This is a genomic window from Oceanimonas aquatica (assembly GCF_030732065.1).
GTDB lineage: Bacteria > Pseudomonadota > Gammaproteobacteria > Enterobacterales > Aeromonadaceae > Oceanimonas.
This window is the reverse complement of record NZ_JAVBHX010000008.1, coordinates 39,555-59,345: the sequence shown is the minus strand read 5'-3', so window position 1 is coordinate 59,345 and position 19,791 is coordinate 39,555. Positions and strand designations below refer to the sequence as shown.

The window sequence follows — 19,791 nt, the reverse complement described above, 5'->3', positions numbered from 1 at the left end:
TCTCCATGCCCCTCACGTTTTACCCCTCACCCTTCACAAAAAAGCTTTCGCTTCTTCCCGCACCTGCTCAATCCGCTCTTCCAGCTCCAGCAATTCCGGCTCCAGGTTTTCCAGCGGCTGTTTGTCGAGCAGCGCCTGCTCCAGCCCGGCCAGCAGCGACTGCAACTGAGGCACGCCGCAATACACGGCACCACCGTGCAGCTTGTGCAGGGGAGCGTACAGATCCTCGTCCCTCAGCTCGCCGGCCAGGGCGGCGCCCAGCCGGGGAGTGAATTCGTCAAAGCTTTGCAGCAACAGGCTCAGCATTTCCCTGGCAAGCCCTTTTTTGCCGCCGGCCCGTTGCAGCGCCAGTGCCCAGTCGATCTGGCCCCGAGCCGCGGTTTTTTGCGCAAACTGGCCGATAATGCGTGCCAGTATGGTTTCGTCGATGGGCTTGGCCAGGTAGTCGTCCATGCCCTGGCCCAGCAGCCGGTCGCGTTCGCCGGCAATGGCATGGGCGGTAACCGCCACTATGGGGGTGCGGGCATTGGGGCCGCCCTGGCTGCGAATTTCCTGGGTGGCCTGAATCCCGTCCAGCACCGGCATCTGAATATCCATAAAGATGATGTCGTAACGGTTAACGGTGGCCAGGTTAAGTGCCTCCCGACCGTTGCGGCCGGTGTCCACCTGGCTGACCTGCTCGGCGAGCATGGCGCTGATAAGCTTCAGGTTGGCCGGATTGTCGTCCACCGCCAGCACCCGCATCGGCTGGCGGCTGGCGGGCGGTGGCAGGGCGATGGGCGCCACCGGCTCGTCGGCGGGCCGGCGTTGTTCGGTCAGGGCCTGGGCCAGCTTCTGGTAGTGAGCCGGCTTGCTCAGGCAGTGGGCGGCGCCGGCCGTCAGCAGGGAGTCACTCAGGGTGGGATCGGTGGAACTCAGCAGGATCACCGTCTTGTTGCTGAAGGCGAGCTGACGTCTGAGCTCCTGCTCCACCTGGCTGGGCAGGGCATGAGGACCAAAGCCGAGCAGGGCCACATCGATGGGCTGCTCGGCAGAAGGCTCGTACAGCACCTGCATGCCCCATTCCCGCAGCAGGGCGCTGGTGGCACGCCGGCTGAAGCTGTCTTCTTCCTGGTAGAGCACAGTTTTGCCGGTGAGCTCCGCCAGGGGCAGCGGCTCGGCCAGGGGCAGGGCAGCCTTGTCCAGCTCCAGAGTAAAACTGAACACCGAGCCCGAGCCCGGCTCGGAATAGAGCTCGATGTCGCCGGCCATCTGGTGCACCAGCTTCTGGGTGATCACCAGCCCCAGGCCGGTGCCGCCATAGCGGCGGGAAATGCTGGAGTCGGCTTGGTTAAAGGCTTGAAACAGCTGGCGGCGCTGGCTGTCGGAAATGCCGATACCGGTATCCTGCACGTGAATGCACAGGCCGGTGCGTTCCGGCTGGCCGGCGGGGCGGGCATCCACCCGCACGTCCACGTTGCCCTGCTCGGTAAACTTGATGGCGTTGCCCACCAGGTTGTTGAGCACCTGCTGCAGCCTGAGCGGATCCCCCACCAGGCTGTCGTGTACCGCGGCATCCACCCTGAGCGACAGCTCCAGGCCCTTGTCGTGGGCGCTGGGGGCCAGCAGGGTCATCACCTCCTGCAGGGTGTCGCGCAGGGAGAAGGGGATCTGCTCCATCTTCAGCTTGCCCGCTTCCAGCTTGGAGAAGTCGAGAATGTCATTGATGATGCCAAGCAGGTTCTGGGCCGACTTTTCAATGGTCTTGAGGTAGTCGAGCTGGCTGGCGGTGAGCTTGGTCTTTTGCAGCTGGCGGGCAAAGCCGATGACGCCGTTGAGCGGGGTGCGCAGCTCGTGGGACATGTTGGCCAGGAACTCGGTCTTGACCCGCGCCGCCTCCTGGGCTCGCTTCTTGGCCATGTCCAGCTCGATGTTCTGAATTTCGATTTGCTCCAGGGTTTCGCGCAGATCCGAGGTGGCCTGATCGATATTCTGCTGCATCTCGTCGTGGTATTCCGACAGCGACTTGGCCATGGCGTTGATGCCGTTCTTGAGCATTTCCAGCTCGCCGCTGAACTCGCCGCTGACCCGGGTGTCGAGCCGGCCTTCCCGAATCTTGTACACGGCGCTCACCATGTCGGTGATGGGCTGGGACACACCCTTGATAAGCCTGACCCCGAACAGGGCGCTGACGCACACCCCCAGTAGCACGATCAGGCCGGCAAAAAAGGTGTCGCGGTAGTGCAGCAGCATGGCCGAGTCATCGGTGAGCTGCATGGCCACATACCCCAGGGGCTGAGTGGACGACTCTTCCCACAGGGCGCCTACCCGGGCCCTGTCGGTGAGCACCGGGGTACGCAGAATAATGCCGTCCTCACCGGTGTCCACGCTGGTGGTGGCGGGAATGATCCGCCCCTGGGGCAGACGCAGGGTATTGAAGTTCCGGTGGTAGTTGGAGGTCACCAGCAGCCGGCCATCGGTATCGAACAGGGCGATGGCGGTGACCAGCGGGCTGTTGTTGCGGTGAATGTTGCTGAGCAGGCGGTTCAGGGCTTCCCGGTTGCGGCCGGACAGCGCCAGCTCGCTGGCCAGGGCCAGAGGCTCGATAACGTTCACCCCTTCCTGGATCAGGGCGTCTTCCAGCTGCTGGTAGCGGTTTACGGAAAAGTAACCGGCCAGCAGAATGCCGATGATCAGGGTCGGAATAATGGTAAAAGCCAGTACCCGGGCTCGCAGGCCGTATTTGGTCATAGTGGGCTAATGTGGGACAATGCGCGTTCGATAGACAGTAGACTTATGATGACATAGGCGGTTCGAGGGCTCCACGTTTTATGGTTCAGTTCTTCAAGGTGAAAAAGCCCGCTGTACCGGCGAAAACGCCGCTGGATATTCGCATTCTGGAACTCAATGGTCACGGCATGGGCGTGGCCCGGCACCAGGGCAAGCCGCTGTTCGTGGCCGGGGTACTGCCTGGCGAGGAAGTCCGGGTAATACTGACCACCCAGACCAGCCGCTATGCCACCGCTACCCTGCAAAAGGTGCTCAAGGCCTCGCCCGACCGGGTCAAACCCTTTTGCAATCACGTGGCCGACTGCGGTGGCTGCAATCTGCAGCAGCTGCCGCTGGCGGCTCAGCGTGCCCTGAAACAAACAGCGGTGAGCAAGCTGTTTGCCCGCCACGGCATCGACGTGCTGCCCGAGCCCGAGTGGCTGGACGGAGAGGGCCAGGGTTATCGCCGAGTGGCGCGGCTGGCCATTCGCCGCCGAGGCAAGGGTGTGGCCCTGGGCTTTCGCCAGCCTCAGTCCCACGAATTGGTGGAAATCGAGCGCTGTGGCGTGCTGACAACCGTGCTGTCGAGCCTGGTCGGTCCGCTGCGACAGCTGCTGAACCGGCTGCGGGCCCTGCGCCAGCTGGGCCACCTGGAATTGTACGACGCCGCCGAGGGCGTGGCGCTGTTGCTGCGTCACACCGGCAACCTGCCGGCGGCGGATCTCGATGCCCTGCTGGCCTTTGCCCAGGAGCGAAACCTGGCGTTGTTTCTGCAGGACGACCACGCCCGGCGCCCGCTGCATGTGCCGTTTCCGCTGTATTACCGAATGGACAAGCTCAGGCTCTCGTTTACCCCCGGCGACTTTATTCAGGTTAACGGCGCCCTGAACGAGCGCATGGTGCACCAGGCCATCGACTGGCTGGCGCCGAAACCCGGTCAGTCGGTACTGGATCTGTTCTGCGGTATCGGCAATTTCTGCCTGCCCCTGGCCGCCGCCGGTCATCCGGTGGTGGGCGTGGAAGGGGTGATGGAAATGGTGGAGCAGGCCCGGGGCAATGCCGAAGACAACCAGCTGTCTCAGGCCCGGTTTTACCGGGCCGATCTGGCCGCCGATTTCACCATTGAGCCCTGGGCGCAGGAAGGCTTTGACCGCGTCTTGATCGACCCGGGCCGGGCCGGTGCCGAGCAGGTTATGCCCTATCTGGCTGAGCTGGCGCCCGAGCGGCTGCTGTACGTGTCATGCAACCCGGCCACCCTGGCCCGGGACAGCGAAGTGCTGCTCGCCGCCGGTTATCGCCTTGCCCGGCTGGGACTCATTGACATGTTTCCCCATACGCCCCATTGCGAAGCGATGGCGCTGTTTGAACTCAGTTAAAGGACGCCTATGGTTGCCGTGCGCGAAACACATCTGAAGTCGACCTTCTGCCTGCGGGAATGGGCCGACAGCCTGCCGCTGGATGCGAATGAGCGGGCGCGGCTGACAGCGGTTTACGAGTATTGCCAGCAACTGGAGCTGTGTGCCGAGGCGCAGGGGCGGCTGCTGGCCCAGGGGGTGGAAATGGTCGGCATTTTGCTGACCCTGAGTATGGATGCCGACACCCTGAAATCGGCGCTGCTGTACCCCTTTGTGGAACACGGCGTGCTGAGCCCGGAGCGGGTACAGGAAGACTTCGGGGACAATATTCACCGCCTGCTGCAGGGCGTTGCCGACATGGAGGCCATTCGCTCGCTGCAGCACGTGCACAGCGACAAGGGCAACGAGGCCCAGGTCGACAAGGTGCGGCGCATGCTGCTGGCCATGGTGGAAGACGTGCGCGCCGTGGTGATCAAGCTGGCCGAGCGCATCACCTGCCTGCGCGAGGTCAAGCGCGCCGATGAGGAAACCCGGGTGCTGGTGGCCAAGGAGATCGCCAATATCTATGCGCCCCTGGCCAACCGGCTGGGCATTGGCCAGCTCAAATGGGAGCTGGAAGACCTGTCGTTCCGTTATCTGCACCCGGAGACCTACAAGCGCATTGCTCACTTGCTGGACGAGAAGCGGCTGGCCCGGGAAGCCTATATCAGTGACTTTGTCGGCTCGCTGCGCAGTGCCCTGAAAGAGGCCGGGGTCGAGGCCGAGGTGTATGGCCGGCCAAAGCACATCTACAGCATCTGGCGCAAGATGCAGAAAAAGAACCTCGATTTCGACGAGCTGTTCGATGTGCGCGCGGTGCGGGTGGTGACCCACCGGCTGCAGGACTGCTACGCCGCGCTGGGCATAGTACACACCCAGTGGCGCCATATTCCCCGGGAGTTCGACGACTACGTTGCCAACCCCAAGCCCAACGGCTACCAGTCCATTCACACCGTGGTGATCGGCCCCGAGGGCAAGACGGTGGAGATCCAGATCCGCACCGATCAAATGCATCAGGACGCCGAGCTGGGGGTGGCCGCTCACTGGAAATACAAGGAAGGCGCCGGTAGCGGCAAACAGGGCGGCTTTGAGGAAAAGATCGCCTGGCTCAGAAAGCTGCTGGCCTGGCAGGAAGACATGGCCGAAAGCGGCTCCCTGGTGGACGAGCTGCGCAGCCAGGTGTTTGAGGACAGGGTTTATGTGTTCACCCCCAGAGGCGATGTAGTGGATATGCCAGCCGGTGCCACGCCGCTGGACTTTGCCTATTACGTACACAGTCAGGTAGGTCACCGCTGCATCGGCGCCAAGGTCGACGGCCGTATCGTGCCCTTTACCTACCAGCTGCAGACCGGTGATCAGGTAGAGATCATCACTCAGAAGCAGCCCAACCCCAGCCGCGACTGGATGAACCCCAACCAGGGCTTTTTGCGCACCGCCCGGGCCCGCTCCAAGGTGGCCACCTGGTTCAAGAAGCAGGACAGGGACAAGAACATACTGGCCGGCCGCGAGCTGCTCGACAAGGAGCTGGAGCGGCTGGGGCTGACCTTTTCCCAGGTGGACAAAAAGGCGCTGGAGCGTTTTAACGTCACCAGCCTGGACGATCTGCTGGCGGGTATCGGCGGCGGTGATCTGCGCATCAACCAGTTGCTCAATCATCTGCAAAGCCAGCACAAGAAGCCCACCAGTGAAGAGCAGGATCAGCAGGTGCTGCGGGATCTGGAGCAAAAGGCGGCGAAAAAGCAGCAGGACAACAAGCCCAAGGGCCATATTGTGGTGCAGGGCGTCGGTAACCTGCTGACCAACACCGCCCGCTGTTGTCAGCCCATTCCCGGCGACGAGATCATCGGCTTCATTACCCAGGGGCGGGGGATCTCCATACACAGGGCCGACTGCGACCAGCTCAAGGAGCTGACCGCCCAGCATCCGGAGCGGGTGGTGGAGGCGGTATGGGGCGAAGACAACGGCGGTGGCTACCACCTGACCCTGAGGGTGGTCGCCAACGACCGCTCCGGCCTGCTGCGGGACATTACCACCATACTGGCCAATGAAAAGATCAACGTCATGAGCGTGAACAGCCGCTCCAGCCGCAAGCAGCAGACCGCCACCATCGACATGGAGCTGGAAGTTTACAACATCGATACCCTGAGCCGGACCCTGGCCCGCATCAGCCAGCTGCCGGACATTCTGGAAGCCCGTCGACTTTAGGGAGAGACATGGAACAACACCAATATTCGCTGACCGATCTGCTGGCGATCATGGCCGCCCTGCGGGATCCGGAAAACGGCTGCCCCTGGGATCTGAAGCAGGACTTCGCCAGCATAGTGCCGCACACCCTGGAAGAGGCCTACGAAGTGGCCGATACCATCGCCCGTGAGGCCTGGGACGAACTGCCCGGGGAGCTGGGGGATTTATTGTTTCAGGTGGTGTTTTATTCCCGCCTGGGTGAAGAGCAGTCCCGCTTTAATTTCGGCGATGTGGTGCAGGCCATCAGTGCCAAGCTGGTCAGCCGCCATCCTCATGTGTTCGGCAATGCCCGCTTCGACGATGAGGCCGCCATCAAGGCCAACTGGGAGGCCACCAAGGCCGAGGAGCGCAAGCAACGCAATGCCAACGCCACCAGTGCCCTGGACGACATTCCCCTGGCGCTGCCGGCGCTGACCCGGGCCCACAAAATTCAGAAGCGCTGCGCCGCCGTGAGCTTTGACTGGCGCGAGCTGCCGCCGGTGGTGGACAAGATTCTGGAAGAGCTGGACGAAGTCATGGAAGAGGTCAACCAGCCCGAGCGCGATCAAGACCGCATCGCCGACGAGCTGGGGGATCTGCTGTTTGCCACCGTCAATCTGGTGCGCCACCTCAAGCAGGAGCCGGAAGCGGTGCTGCGCCGGGCCAACGACAAGTTCGAGCGCCGTTTTCGTGCCGTGGAGCAGTTGCTGGCCGCCGATGGCAAAGACAGCCGGGCCTGCTCGCTGGACGAGCTGGACGGCTACTGGAAGCTGGTCAAGGGCGGCGAGAGCTGAGCCGGCTCAATATTTGCGGGCACCGGCCGATAACCGGCACATAAAGGAGGTGCCATGAAGCCTTTTCCCCTGATGTTGCTGTGTTGTTGTTTGTCGGTCTCGGCCGCCGAAACGCCCCTGGCCACGGATCCCGATCTCTCCTCTGCCCTTGAGACGGAGCTGGACGGGCTCAAGGCGGTGCCCCTGTATGAAGAAAACGAGCTGATCGGCCTGATTAATCAGAACCGTCATCTGCAGCGGGTGCGGGATCGGGATGACTGCCAGCTGGTGCAGGACATCGAGGCCCGGGCCGAGGTGCTGCGCATGCCGTCCTACCAGTTTTTGTGGGGCGACATGCTGGCCTGGGGCGTGTGTGTGCCCGCCGAGCCGCGCCGGGGCCTGCAAATGCTGTGGGCGGCGGCCCGTCAGGGCCTGCCGGCGGCGCTGGAGCAACTGGGGCGCTATTACTACGATGGCACCCTGGTGCAGCAAAACCGGGAGCGGGCCGAGCCCCTGATGCAGGAAGCCGCCAGCCTGGGGCTGGAAAAGGCCCAGTTCACCTGGGCCGCCTGGCTGCTGGACGGCGCCGGCAGTCCGCTGGACTATCCCCAGGCCTACCTCTGGCTGAAGCAGATCGTGACCGACGACCAGGCGCGCTATCAGGAAGCACAGCGACTGAGCCAGGGGCTGGCGGCACGTATGCCGGAGCACAAGGTGAAAGCGCTCAACCATCAGCTATTGTACTGACGGCCACCGCTTTTTGACCTGACATTTAATGTCAGTTTGTGCATGAATGTGTATTATGTATATATGTTCGCCCTCCACCTGGACATGTTCCGATGAAGCTGACCACCTATACCGATTTTGGCCTGCGGGCCCTGATGTACCTCGCGACCCTGCCGCGGGGCGAGCTGACCAGCGTGGCCCGGGTGTCGGCGCTGTATGATGTTTCCCGTAACCACATGGTCAAGGTCATCAACCAGCTGGCCCGGGAAGGCTACATTCATGCCCTGCGCGGCAAGAATGGCGGCATTCGTCTGGCCCGTGAAGCCAAGGACATTAACGTCGGCCAAGTGATCCGGTTGCTGGAAAACAACCTCAGGGGTATTGATTGCGGCAGTCCGGCCTGTCAGCTGGTGCCGGCCTGCCGACTGAAAAACGCCCTGGGGCAGGCGATGGAAGCGTTTTTACAGGTGATGGAAGGGTATACCCTGGCGGATCTGGTGGGCAACCGGGACGAGCTGATGACCATTTTCAGCCATCTGGAGTCGGAAAGTCTGCGCCGCAGCGCGAGCTGAGCTGTTGATTGACTGGCTGTAACTCTCTGTAGGCCCGGCTTCAGCCGGGCAAACCAACTGAAACCGTGATGCCTGCATTGGCGCCGTCAGGCGCTTTTATTTCCGTGGCCGTTCACCCATGCCTTGGCAGATAGTACTGGGGTTGTACCCGTACCTGCTTGATCACGTTGTTTTCCACTTCCAGAATTTCAATCGGGTAACCCGCCAGGCGCAGGCCGATATTGGCTTCGGGAATGTCTTCCAGGTATTCCAGGATCAGGCCGTTGAGGGAGCGGGGGCCGTCGGTGGGCAGATCCCAGTTCAGCTCCTTGTTCAGATCCCGAATACTGGCCGAGCCTTCAATCAGGTAGGAGCCGTCGTCCTGGGGCTTGATCTCGTCGCTCAGGGTGGGGCTGATGGTGGTGGTGAAATCACCGACGATCTCTTCCAGAATGTCATCCAGGGTGATCAGACCCTGAATATCGCCGTATTCATCCACAATCAGGCCTATGCGCTCCTTGTTGCGCTGAAACTTGAGCAATTGCACGTTGAGCGGCGTCGCCTCGGGAATGAAATACAGCTCCCGGGCCGCCCGCATCAGGCTGGGTTTGCACAATTCTTCCTTGGCCAGCAGTCGCAGGGCGTCGCGGGCGTGAATGAAGCCCAGCGCATCATCGATGTTGTCCCGGTACAGCAGCACCTTGGTATGGGGGCTTTGCAGCAGCCGGCGGTTGATGCTTTTCCAGTCCTGAGTGATGTCGATGCCGTAGATCTCGTTGCGCGGCACCATGATGTCGTCCACCGTCACCTTCTCCAGATCCAGGATCGACACCAGCATGTCCTGGTGGCGGCGCGGGATCAGGCCGCCCGCCTCGTTGACGATGGTGCGTAATTCCTCGGAGCTGATGGCGGTGTCTTCCCCGCCCTTGGGGTTGATGCGAAACAGTGCCAGCAGGCCGTTGGAGATGGCGTTGATGGCCCACACCGCCGGATACAGCAGCACCATCAGCGGCTTGAGAATAATGGAGGCGGGAAAGGCGACTTTTTCCGGATAAAGGGCGGCCAGGGTCTTGGGCGTGACTTCCGAGAAGATCAGCACCGCCAGGGTCAGGCCAATGGTGGCCACGGCCACGCCGTAGTCGCCGAACAGGCGAATGGCCAGCAGGGTGGCGATGGCCGAGGCCAGAATGTTGACCAGATTGTTGCCAATCAGGATCAGACCAATCAGGCGATCCGGGCGGGACAGCAGCTTTTCAACCCGGGTGGCGGCCTTGTGGCGGCTTTGCACCAGATGCCGCAACCGGTAGCGGTTAAGCGACATCATGCCGGTTTCGGAGCTGGAGAAAAAGGCGGAAACAAACAGCAGTGCAATCAGGATGCCGGTCAGGGCACCCGTCGATATGTCGTCCAAACAGACCGTCCTGTGTAAAAAACCTGATCAATTTCTACGAGTTTGCCGAAAGCCTGTCAAGAACCGATCAGGACTTCCCGTACAAAGCGGCTGCCAAAATAGGCGAGAGTGAGCAGCAGGCTGCCGGCCACGCTGGTCCAGATTACCTTGCGGCCACGCCAGCCCAGACGGTGATGGCCCCACAACAATCCCACATACACGCACCAGGCAATGATGGTGAGTACCGCCTTGTGCACCTTGCCGGGGCTGAACATTTCCTGCAAAAAGAACAGGCCGCTGGAAATGGACAGGGTCAGCAGCACCACACCGGCAAAGATCAGCCGGAACAAATAGCGCTCCAGGGTCATCAGCGGCGGCATGGAGGGCAGGTTGGTGAGCTTGTGTTTCTTCAGCCGGTGGTCGAGAAAGCCCAGCAAAATGGCCATCAGGCAGGCAATGCCCAGCAGCGAGTAGGACATCAGCCCCAGGGTGATGTGCACCAGCACCTCGGGGCGGGTTTCCAGGTGCATGGTGTAATTGCCGGGCAGCAGCATATCGGCCAGCAGCAATAAAAAGGCAAAGCCGTACACCACCGGTATCAGCACCCAGACATTGAAGCGGGTGACCAGCAGGGTCATCAGGCTGGCCACGATCAGGCTGACCAGGGACGCCACGTTGAGCATGCTCAGGTTCTGCCCCGGCACCAGCACCACCGTATTGACCAGCCAAGCGCCGTGCAGCAACAGGGCACAGAGGGCGGCCAGCAGACCGTAACGGCGCCCTTTTGAGTGCGGATTAAGCAGATTGTGCACGCAGGCAAAGGCCGCCAACAGGTAAAATGCCATCGCCAGAACAGCAAGCAGTTCCATAATGAATGTCAGCCATTTATCGGAAATATAAAAAGAAAGACCAGTATACCCCCAAGGCCTCGACCATCGCCAGCCGGGTACGCTTAAGTTCGGAGCCCAACTTGGTTATACTGGTCGCAATTTTCGCCATTTGCGGACGCTGTTCATGTTTGAGAATCTCACCGAAAGGCTGTCGCGCACGCTGAAAAACATCAGCGGCCGCGGACGTCTGACCGAAGACAATATCAAGGAAACCCTGCGCGAAGTGCGCATGGCGCTGCTCGAGGCCGACGTAGCCCTGCCGGTGGTACGGGAATTCGTCAACCGGGTTAAGGAGCGGTCGGTAGGCCAGGAGGTCTCCAAGTCGCTGAGCCCGGGCCAGGCCTTTATCAAGATCGTTAACGCCGAGCTGGTGGCGGTGATGGGCGAGGCCAACGAGGCCCTGGATCTGGCTGTCACGCCGCCGGCGGTGGTGCTGATGGCGGGCCTGCAGGGGGCCGGTAAAACCACCTCGGTGGGCAAGCTGGCCAAATACCTGAAAGAGCGGGAAAAGAAAAAAGTGCTGGTGGTCAGTGCCGACGTTTATCGTCCGGCCGCGATCAAGCAGCTCGAAACCCTGGCGGCGGATCTGGAAGTGGAATGCTTCCCCAGTGACATCAGCCAGAAGCCGGTGGACATCGGCCGCAATGCCGTTGATTACGCCCGCAAGAAGTTCTTTGATGTTGTGCTGGTGGATACCGCCGGCCGTCTGCATGTCGATGAAGACATGATGACCGAAATTCAGCAACTGCACGCCGCTATCGATCCGGTGGAAACCCTGTTCGTGGTGGATGCCATGACCGGTCAGGATGCCGCCAACACCGCCAAGGCCTTCAGTGAGGCGCTGCCGCTCACCGGTGTTATCCTCACCAAGGCCGACGGTGACGCCCGGGGCGGTGCAGCCCTGTCGGTGCGCCATATTACCGGCAAGCCCATCAAGTTTATCGGTATGGGTGAAAAGGTGGATGCCCTTGAGCCCTTCCACCCGGACCGGGTGGCTTCGCGTATTCTGGGCATGGGCGATGTACTGTCGCTGATCGACCAGATGGAACGCTCGGTGGACAAGAACAAGGCCGCCGAAATGGCCCAGAAGCTCAAAAAGGGCAAGGGCTTTGATCTGGAAGACTTTCGCGATCAGCTGGTGCAGATGCGCAGCATGGGCGGCATGATGAGCCTGATGGACAAGCTGCCGGGCATGAGTCAGCTGCCCGACAACGTCAAGGATCAGGTGGACGACAAGCTGACCGTGCGCATGGAGGCCATTATCAACTCCATGACCCCCAAGGAGCGCCGTCGTCCGGAGCTGATCAAGGGCAGCCGCAAGCGCCGTATCGCCCTGGGCTCCGGCACCGAGGTGCAGGAAGTGAACAAGCTGCTCAAGCAGTTTACCCAGATGCAGAAAATGATGAAGAAAATGTCCGGCAAGGGCGGCATGCGCAAGATGATGAGCCAGATGCAGGGTATGATGGGGCCGGGTGGCATGGGTGGCGGAGGACGCCGCGGGCCGTTCTGATCCTGATATGGATTTGCGCCGGCCACGGTCGGCGGAATGAGCAGGCCGCGCACCTCCCTTTTGGTTGCATTCTCACCTGATCGGAGTACAATTGCGCGGCTTATTTTAAGCCGGGGTTCGCAATGTTCGCGAACCTTGTTTGTTTCAAGTGAATAGAGGACGGTATGGTAACCATTCGTTTACAACGTGGTGGCGCGAAAAAGCGTCCGTTCTACCAGGTAGTAGTTGCAGACAGCCGCTACGCTCGCGATGGTCGTTTCATCGAGAAAGTAGGCTTCTTCAACCCGATCGCTTCTGGCCAGGCAGAAAAACTGCGTCTGGACATCGAGCGCATCAACCACTGGGTAGCCCAGGGTGCAAGCCTCTCCGAGCGCGTGGCCAAGCTGGTCAAAGACGCTTCCAAAGCCGCTGCCTGAGTCAGTCGGGTAGGGAGTAGAAGGTGAGTGAACCTGTCATAGTAGGCCGCCTGGGCGCCGTTTACGGCATCAAGGGCTGGTTGAAAGTCAACTCCTTTACCGATCAGCCCGATGGCATATTCGATTATCGGCCTTGGCTGATAAGAGATGGCAAAGGCTGGCGTGAAATTCAGGTCACCGGATGGAAGCGCCACAACAAGAGCCTGATTTGCAAGCTGGCCGATATCGACCAGCGTGAAGAGGCTCAGGCACTGACCGGTGCCGACATCGCAGTCAGCGCCGAGGCTCTGCCCTCGCTGCCGGCGGATGAATTTTACTGGCGCGATCTGGTCGGTTGTCGAGTGAGCAACACCCGGGGTTACGACCTTGGCGTGGTGACTCAGTTGATGGAAACCGGCTCCAACGACGTGCTGGTGGTCAAAGCCAATGCCAACGACGCATTTGGTCAACGGGAACGGTTGATTCCGTTTCTGGAACAACAGGTGATCAAGTCCGTGAATATTGCGGACAGAGTCATTGAAGTAGAGTGGGATCCGGATTTTTAATCCCGGTCATCCTGCGCGGAGAGAATCATGTGGATAGGGGTTGTCAGCCTCTTCCCGGAGATGTTCCGGGCAGTCAGTGACTACGGGGTCACCGGTAGGGCCGTTAAAGACGGTCTGCTGACATTTGAAAGCTGGAATCCGCGGGATTTCACCCGGGACAAACACCGCACTGTCGACGACAGACCCTACGGGGGCGGACCGGGCATGCTGATGATGGTGCAACCATTGCGCGATGCCATTGCGGCGGCGCGAACAGCGGCGGGCGAGGGGGCCAGGGTGATTTACCTGTCGCCTCAGGGCCGCAAGCTGGATCAGCAGGGCGTACGCGAGCTGGCAAACCGGGACAAACTGATCCTGGTGGCCGGACGCTATGAAGGAGTGGACGAGCGCGTGATTCAGGCCGATATCGACGAAGAATGGTCGGTGGGCGATTACGTACTCAGCGGCGGCGAATTGCCGGCCATGGTGCTGATTGATGCGGTGGCCCGTCTGGTGCCCGGCGTATTGGGCGACATGGCGAGTGCGGAGCAGGATTCCTTCAGTGAAGGCTTGCTGGATCATCCTCACTACACGCGTCCCGAGCAACTGGAGGGAATGGCCGTTCCCAACGTCTTGCTCAGTGGCAACCACGCCGACATAGCGCGCTGGAGAATGCAGCAGTCATTGGGCCGTACCTGGTTGAGAAGACCGGAACTGCTTAACAACCTAGCTCTGACTGACGAGCAGGAACAGCTTCTTGCCCAATTTGTTCGCGAACAGCAGGACAAACAGTAGAGTTTTCAGTTTACCCTAGGTAAGGAAATATCATGAGCAACATCATCAAGCAGCTTGAAGAAGAACAACTGCGCAGCGACATCCCCGCATTCGTACCGGGTGACACCGTGCGCGTACAGGTACGTGTTGTAGAGGGCGGCAAAGAGCGTCTGCAGGCTTACGAAGGCGTTGTTATCGCCAAGCGTAACCGCGGTCTGCACTCTTCTTTCACCGTTCGCAAGATCTCCAGCGGTGAAGGCGTTGAGCGTACCTTCCAGACTCACAGCCCGCTGATCGGCAGCGTGGAAGTGAAGCGTCGTGGCGCCGTGCGTCGTGCCAAGCTTTACTACCTGCGCGAGCGCTCCGGCAAGTCCGCTCGTATCAAAGAGCGTCTCGCCACCAAATAAGCCGAACCGGCTGTTGAACAAAGGCCCGCATTTGCGGGCCTTTTTGTTTTTGGGCGAGCGGGTTATCATGGTTTAACTGTTTCTAATGTAACCAAGGGTGTGTGATGCCGATTACCGTATGGGGGCTGGCCATCGCTCAGGCGCTGCTGGCGTCGGGCAATATTCTGCTGGTGTCGGTATCGGCGCTGATCGGTCGCCAGCTGGCCGATGAGGCCTGGTTGATCACCCTGCCGGTGGCCTGTCAGTTTGCCGGCCTGATAGCGGCCACCCTGCCGGCGGCGCACCTGATGCAGCGGCTGGGGCGCAAAACCGGATTTGTACTGGGTAACCTGTTTGGCCTGCTGGGGGCCTGGGTAGCGTTGCAGGGGCTGGCGGCCACCAGTCTGGGGTTGTTTGCCACCGGTACCTTTCTCACCGGCATTGCCATCGGTGTCGGTCAGCAATACCGCTTTGCGGCGCTGGAAGCCTGTGACGGCGGCCAGCATGCCAGGGCCATCAGCCTGGTGATGGCCGGAGGCATACTGGCGGCGGTGATTGGCCCCAACCTGGCGGTGTGGTCTCAGGCCTGGTATCAGCCCAACCCCTATGGCGGCGCCTTTTACGGTTTGTTTGGGCTCTATGTAGTCGCGCTGCTGCTGATCCTGCTGTTGCCGCTGCCGGCGGCGACGCCGGTGCAGCCTGGTGAGCAAGTGCGTGCTTATGGTGAACTGTTTCGCCAGCCGCTGCTGCTGGCGGCGGTGGCCTCGGGCATGATTGGCTACGGCATTATGGTGCTGCTGATGACCGCCACTCCCCTGGCGATGGAACATCACAGCCACGATTTTCCCGCTACCGCCATGGTGATCCAGTGGCATGTGCTGGGCATGTTTGTACCCTCCTTTTTTACCGGTCATTTGATCCGCCGTTTTGGTACCCGCAAGGTCATCCTCTGTGGCTGTGGCGCTTTGCTGCTGAGCGTGGCGGTCAATCTCTCCGGCACCGGCTTCTGGCATTACTGGTGGGGGTTGTTGTTGCTGGGCGTGGGCTGGAACTTCACCTTTATCGGTGCCACTCACCTGCTGACCTTCAGCTACCGGCCGGCAGAAAAGGCCAGAGTACAGGGCATCAATGAGTTTCTGGTGTTCAGTGCCGCCGCCCTGGGCAGCCTGTTTGCCGGTCAGGGCGTCGTGTTGCTGGGCTGGGTCTGGCTCAACCTGTTTGCCGTGCCCTGGATTTTGCTGGTGTTTGCCCTGATTTGGCGGCTGAACGCCCGTGAAGCGGTAGCGGCGTAATTTAAAGCATAAAGTGGCGGGCCAGCAGGGCTTTGGTAAAGCCGGTTTTCAGGTAAAAACCGCGGGGGCGGGTTTGTATGTAGCCGCCGTCGGGGCCGATGGCGTCGGTCAGGGCGCGGCCGTTGGCGGCCTTGGGGCGCAGTTGCAGCGCCTGGCCGTGGCGGGCGGTGATATCCTGCACCCGGCCCAGGCTTATCAGCTCCATGATCTCTTCCCAGTCCTGACGCAGCAGCCATTCCTCTTCTTCACTCGGCGTCCATAACAACGGCTGGCCAATCAGCCGCTCGCCGGGGGGCGTGTCCCGCTCGCCAATCACCGGCACCCACAATACCCGGGACAGTTTGTTGCGCACATTGCTGGATTCCCAGGTCAGGCCGGCGATATCGAGCAGAGGGGCCACGCACACAAAGGTGGTTTCCAGCGGTCGGGCGTTTGAGTCCAGGGGAAGGGTCTTGAGTTCGACACCCAGCTCGGGAAAGTCTTGCTCGGGTTTGGAGCCGGCACTGGCGCCCAGGGTCAGCTCCAGCAACTGGCCGATCCAGCCCTTGTCCCGGCGCAGGTTGGCCGGCACCGGCAGGCCCAGCTCACGGGCCAGTTCCGTGAGTGGCAGACCGGCCAGTTGCTGAGCATGTTCCAGCAGGGCGGCGACACTGTCGGGGCGGGAAATGGGGTTGTTCAAAATTCAATCACCTTTCGTGGAGTGGGCCTGTGCCTGAAGGAATGGGGCGGCGGACGATCATATACCCGTTTTACTCAAGTATGAACATGCCGTTGCACAAGCTTATCCACAGAAAAACTGGATAACTGGATCCCTGCTGCTTCGCTGTCTCATGATCCTGGCCTAAAGGTGAAAAAACCGAAAATTTTTGGAAAAGGATCAACGGGATCCTGTTCGGGGCTGTGGATAACAAGGCAGTGATGGATTCTTGAGCGGAGTGACTTATCAACATCATCGCAGGTGTTGATCAACCTGATCAAAGATCCAGTTCGATCCTTTCTTTAACTTTTATATTGTTGTTTATTATGTGATTTTATTTTTTAACTTGAATCAGATCACATCCTTTACCCTGTGCGGATTAACGACAGAATACGGCCTATACCGCTTTTATCACAGTATTATCCACACCTTCTGGGGGAAACGGGGTCGGGAGTCAGCTTTTTTGTTTATAAGTGTTGACAAAACATCGAGTTATTCAGGTCGAAGGAGACAGCACTAAGTACAGGCTTGATTTGCCGGAAATGGGGGAATATGGAACAATCGATAGCATGTTAGCTTTTAGTCTGGTGATTGCGTGATAGATGGCGACGGATTTCGTCCCAATGTAGGCATAGTGATCTGCAATCGCAAAGGCCAGGTATTGTGGGCCAGGCGCTATGGTCAGCATTCCTGGCAGTTTCCCCAAGGGGGCGTGGACGATGGGGAGACCCCCGAGCAGGCCATGTACCGGGAGTTGTACGAGGAAATCGGGCTCAAACCCGAGAACGTGACTCAGCTGGCGGTAACCCGTCACTGGCTCAAGTACAAGCTGCCCAAGCGGTTGGTGCGATGGGACAGCAACCCTGTCTGCATCGGCCAGAAGCAGAAATGGTTTTTGCTGCGATTGGACTCGGATCATGAATCACACATCGAATTCGGCTGCCACGGGCACCCGGAATTTGATGACTGGCGCTGGGTCAGCTATTGGTATCCGGTACGTCAGGTGGTGTCTTTTAAGCGGGAAGTATATCGACGGGTTTTGCGGGAGTTTGCCCCCATCGTAATGGCAGAGCAGAGCCGTCACCGGGCCGACCAAGGCCGCCAGCGGGCGGAGCAGGGACGTCATCGGGACGGACGCAGACGGCACAGGTAATACCAAGGGGGAGCGGCAGTGTTAAGGGAACTGAGGGAAATCGTCCAGCGGGTCACGGCCAGCTCCGACCTGAACGAGGCCATGGCAGAGCTGGCACAACAGACCCGTCAGGCCATGCTGGTGGATTGCTGTTCCATTTATCTGCGACGCGACGACGAGCCCGGTTTTCTGCTGGCCGCCACCGACGGCCTGGCACCCGAGGCGGTGGGCCGGGCCCGGATTCCTCTGGGTGAAGGCATTGTCGGCCTGATTGGTGAAAAGGAAGAGCTGATCAACCTGGCCGATGCCCAGCACCACCCCAGTTTTAAATACCTGCCCGAAGCCCACGAAGACGAATTTCGCTCCTTTCTCGGTGCGCCCATCATTCACCAGCGCAAAACCCTGGGGGTGCTGGTGGTGCAGCAAAAGCAGGTGCGGCTGTTCGAAGAAGGGGAAGAATCCTTTCTGGTGACCCTGGCGGCCCAGCTGGCCACGGTGATCGCCCACGCCGAGGCCAGGGGCAACCTCAAGTCCCGCAACTGGCACGGCATGCTGCGGGGCCTGGCCGGCTCGCCCGGGGTGGCCATCGGCAAGGCCTGGGTATGGCGCCCCAAAGTGGAGCTGGACCGGGTGCGGGCTCGCCGGGCCGACGATCTGCCGGTGCAGCACCGGCGCCTCGACAAGGTATTGCACCAGGTTGAGGAAGAGCTCGACGGCATGGCCCTGCGCTTCAAGGAATCCCAGGCCGGCGAGTCGATGGCGGTGTTTGAGGTGTACCAGTACATTCTCAAGGATCCGGTGTTTATCGGGCTGATCCGTGAGGAAATCGAACACGGCTGGACCGCCGGCAGTGCGGTCAAGCGGGTCTGTGAAAAGCAGATTGCCCAGTTTGCCAACATGGCCGATCCCTACCTGCGCGAGCGGGCCGCCGACATTCGGGATCTGGGCCAGCGGTTACTGACCCGGCTTATTCACGAGGATGACGGCCCGCTGGCCCTGTCAGAGCCCATCATTCTGGTGGCCGACGAGATCAGCGCCACCCTGATCGCGGAAATTCCCCGCAGCAAGCTGATGGCCATTGTCTCGGCCAAGGGCTCCATCAACTCCCACGCCGCCATTCTGGCCCGGGCCATGGGCATTCCGGCGGTGATGGGCATCGATCATTCCTTTGAGCTGCTGGAAGAGCGGCAGCTGGTGGTGGACGGCTACACCGGCGAGCTGCTGGTGGAGCCGGCCCCCTCGGTGCTGAAGGAATACCGCCGGGTGATCGTCGAAGAAGCCCAGATGGACGAGCTGTTCGCCACGGTGCGCCAGGAGGCGTCCCGCACCCTCGACGATGTGCCGGTGTCGCTGCTGCTCAACGCCGGTCTCAGTGCCGACGCCGATATTGCCATGAACGATGCCGCCGACGGGGTCGGCCTGTTTCGCACCGAAATTCCTTTTATGATGCGGGATCGCTTTCCGTCCGAGCAGGAGCAGGTGCACAGCTACCGGCGGGTGCTCACCAGCTATGTGGGCAAGCCGGTGTGCATGCGCACCCTGGATGTGGGCGGCGACAAGCAGCTGCCCTATTTTCCCATTGTCGAGGAAAACCCGTTTCTCGGCTGGCGTGGCATTCGTCTGACCCTGGATCATCCGGAGATCTTCCTGGTGCAGCTCAAGGCCATGCTCAGGGCCAGCATCGGCCTTGATAACCTGTCGATCATGCTGCCCATGGTCGGCAGCCTGGATGAAGTGAGAGTGGCTCGGCGGCTGCTGGACCGGGCCTGGCGTGAGGTCTCGGCGGAAACCGCCGACGAGCAGGGCATTATTCGCTACCCCAGCCTGGGGGTGATGATCGAAGTGCCGTCGCTGCTGTATCAGCTGGCCGAGCTGGCGCCGCTGGTGGACTTCTGGTCGGTGGGGACCAACGATCTCACTCAATATCTGCTGGCGGTGGATCGCAACAACGGTCGGGTGGCGGACATTTACGACTCTTTGCATCCGGCGGTGCTGCGGGCGCTGCAGCAGATCATCGATGCCGCCCGCCAGCATGCCCGGCCGGTGTCCATCTGTGGCGAGCTGGCCGGGGATCCCATTGGCGTGCTGGTGCTGATGGCCATGGGCTACCGCCGCTTCAGTATGAACAACAGCAACATCATGCGCATCAAGTACATAGTGCGTCAGTCCCGCACCGACGAGCTGAAAAAGCTGCTGCAGGAAGCCCTCAGCCATCAGCATGTTGGCGCCTTTAAGGGGATCTTTGGTCGCTACCTGGAAGAGCGCGGCCTGGGTGGACTGCTGCGGGCGGGGCTGTAGCGAGTCATCCTGTTGAGCGCCTGTCGGCGCCAGTGCAGGCGAGCCACCTGCGCTCCAGAAAAACAGC

Annotated in this window: 17 protein-coding genes; 13 read left to right on the top strand and 4 right to left on the bottom strand. The window is 60.7% G+C overall.

Annotated features, from left to right (window positions below; all coding sequences use genetic code 11):
- Nucleotides 1–33 precede the first annotated feature (33 nt).
- Complete coding sequence (gene barA, locus Q9290_RS12280) at nt 34–2,730, bottom strand: two-component sensor histidine kinase BarA (protein WP_306079942.1); 2,697 nt, start codon at nt 2,728–2,730, stop codon at nt 34–36.
- 80 nt (nt 2,731–2,810) lie between these two features.
- Between barA and rlmD the strand changes: the two genes are divergently transcribed.
- From rlmD to nsrR, 5 genes are all read left to right on the top strand, one after another.
- The gene (gene rlmD / locus Q9290_RS12275) at nt 2,811–4,124 is read left to right on the top strand and encodes a 23S rRNA (uracil(1939)-C(5))-methyltransferase RlmD (RefSeq protein ID WP_306079941.1); all 1,314 of its coding nucleotides are present in this window, start codon (nt 2,811–2,813) and stop codon (nt 4,122–4,124) included.
- A 9-nt stretch (nt 4,125–4,133) separates the two neighbouring features.
- Nucleotides 4,134–6,347: a GTP diphosphokinase gene (gene relA / locus Q9290_RS12270; RefSeq protein ID WP_306079940.1), complete on the top strand. Its 2,214-nt coding sequence runs from the start codon at nt 4,134–4,136 to the stop codon at nt 6,345–6,347.
- Nucleotides 6,348–6,355: 8 nt separating this feature from the next.
- Nucleotides 6,356–7,159, top strand: a complete 804-nt coding sequence (gene mazG / locus Q9290_RS12265; RefSeq protein WP_306079939.1) for a nucleoside triphosphate pyrophosphohydrolase — start codon at nt 6,356–6,358, stop codon at nt 7,157–7,159.
- A 54-nt stretch (nt 7,160–7,213) separates the two neighbouring features.
- A complete protein-coding gene (locus Q9290_RS12260) occupies nt 7,214–7,885 on the top strand; it encodes a tetratricopeptide repeat protein (RefSeq protein WP_306079938.1) in 672 nt (223 codons plus the stop codon).
- Nucleotides 7,886–7,977: 92 nt separating this feature from the next.
- Complete coding sequence (nsrR, locus tag Q9290_RS12255; RefSeq protein WP_306079937.1) at nt 7,978–8,436, top strand: nitric oxide-sensing transcriptional repressor NsrR; 459 nt, start codon at nt 7,978–7,980, stop codon at nt 8,434–8,436.
- A gap of 112 nt (nt 8,437–8,548) precedes the next feature.
- On the opposite strand, the gene Q9290_RS12250 is transcribed toward nsrR, so the two are convergent.
- The gene (locus Q9290_RS12250; RefSeq protein ID WP_306079936.1) at nt 8,549–9,826 is read right to left on the bottom strand and encodes an HlyC/CorC family transporter; all 1,278 of its coding nucleotides are present in this window, start codon (nt 9,824–9,826) and stop codon (nt 8,549–8,551) included.
- Nucleotides 9,827–9,882: 56 nt separating this feature from the next.
- A complete protein-coding gene (locus Q9290_RS12245; protein WP_306079935.1) occupies nt 9,883–10,674 on the bottom strand; it encodes a cytochrome C assembly family protein in 792 nt (263 codons plus the stop codon).
- 145 nt (nt 10,675–10,819) lie between these two features.
- Here Q9290_RS12245 and ffh point away from each other — a divergent pair, with 145 nt between their 5' ends.
- The 6 genes from ffh (at nt 10,820) to Q9290_RS12215 (ending at nt 15,597) form a co-directional block, all read left to right on the top strand.
- Complete coding sequence (ffh, locus tag Q9290_RS12240; RefSeq protein WP_306079934.1) at nt 10,820–12,205, top strand: signal recognition particle protein; 1,386 nt, start codon at nt 10,820–10,822, stop codon at nt 12,203–12,205.
- Nucleotides 12,206–12,369: 164 nt separating this feature from the next.
- Entirely contained in the window at nt 12,370–12,621 is a 252-nt protein-coding gene (gene rpsP, locus Q9290_RS12235) for a 30S ribosomal protein S16 (protein WP_306079933.1), read from the top strand.
- A gap of 23 nt (nt 12,622–12,644) precedes the next feature.
- Nucleotides 12,645–13,166: a ribosome maturation factor RimM gene (rimM, locus tag Q9290_RS12230; protein ID WP_306079932.1), complete on the top strand. Its 522-nt coding sequence runs from the start codon at nt 12,645–12,647 to the stop codon at nt 13,164–13,166.
- 27 nt (nt 13,167–13,193) lie between these two features.
- On the top strand, nt 13,194–13,940 hold the full coding sequence (gene trmD, locus Q9290_RS12225; RefSeq protein WP_306079931.1) for a tRNA (guanosine(37)-N1)-methyltransferase TrmD: 747 nt from the start codon (nt 13,194–13,196) through the stop codon (nt 13,938–13,940).
- A gap of 32 nt (nt 13,941–13,972) precedes the next feature.
- On the top strand, nt 13,973–14,326 hold the full coding sequence (rplS, locus tag Q9290_RS12220) for a 50S ribosomal protein L19 (RefSeq protein WP_306079930.1): 354 nt from the start codon (nt 13,973–13,975) through the stop codon (nt 14,324–14,326).
- Nucleotides 14,327–14,430: 104 nt separating this feature from the next.
- Complete coding sequence (locus tag Q9290_RS12215) at nt 14,431–15,597, top strand: MFS transporter (RefSeq protein WP_306079929.1); 1,167 nt, start codon at nt 14,431–14,433, stop codon at nt 15,595–15,597.
- 1 nt (nt 15,598) lies between these two features.
- On the opposite strand, the gene mutH is transcribed toward Q9290_RS12215, so the two are convergent.
- The gene (mutH, locus tag Q9290_RS12210) at nt 15,599–16,276 is read right to left on the bottom strand and encodes a DNA mismatch repair endonuclease MutH (RefSeq protein WP_306079928.1); all 678 of its coding nucleotides are present in this window, start codon (nt 16,274–16,276) and stop codon (nt 15,599–15,601) included.
- 613 nt (nt 16,277–16,889) lie between these two features.
- On the opposite strand from mutH, the gene rppH reads away from it, so the two are divergent.
- A complete protein-coding gene (gene rppH, locus Q9290_RS12205; RefSeq protein WP_306079927.1) occupies nt 16,890–17,447 on the top strand; it encodes an RNA pyrophosphohydrolase in 558 nt (185 codons plus the stop codon).
- A gap of 18 nt (nt 17,448–17,465) precedes the next feature.
- Nucleotides 17,466–19,724 (top strand): phosphoenolpyruvate--protein phosphotransferase, encoded by a 2,259-nt coding sequence (gene ptsP, locus Q9290_RS12200; RefSeq protein WP_306079926.1) that lies wholly within the window; start codon nt 17,466–17,468, stop codon nt 19,722–19,724.
- Nucleotides 19,725–19,791: the final 67 nt, after the last annotated feature.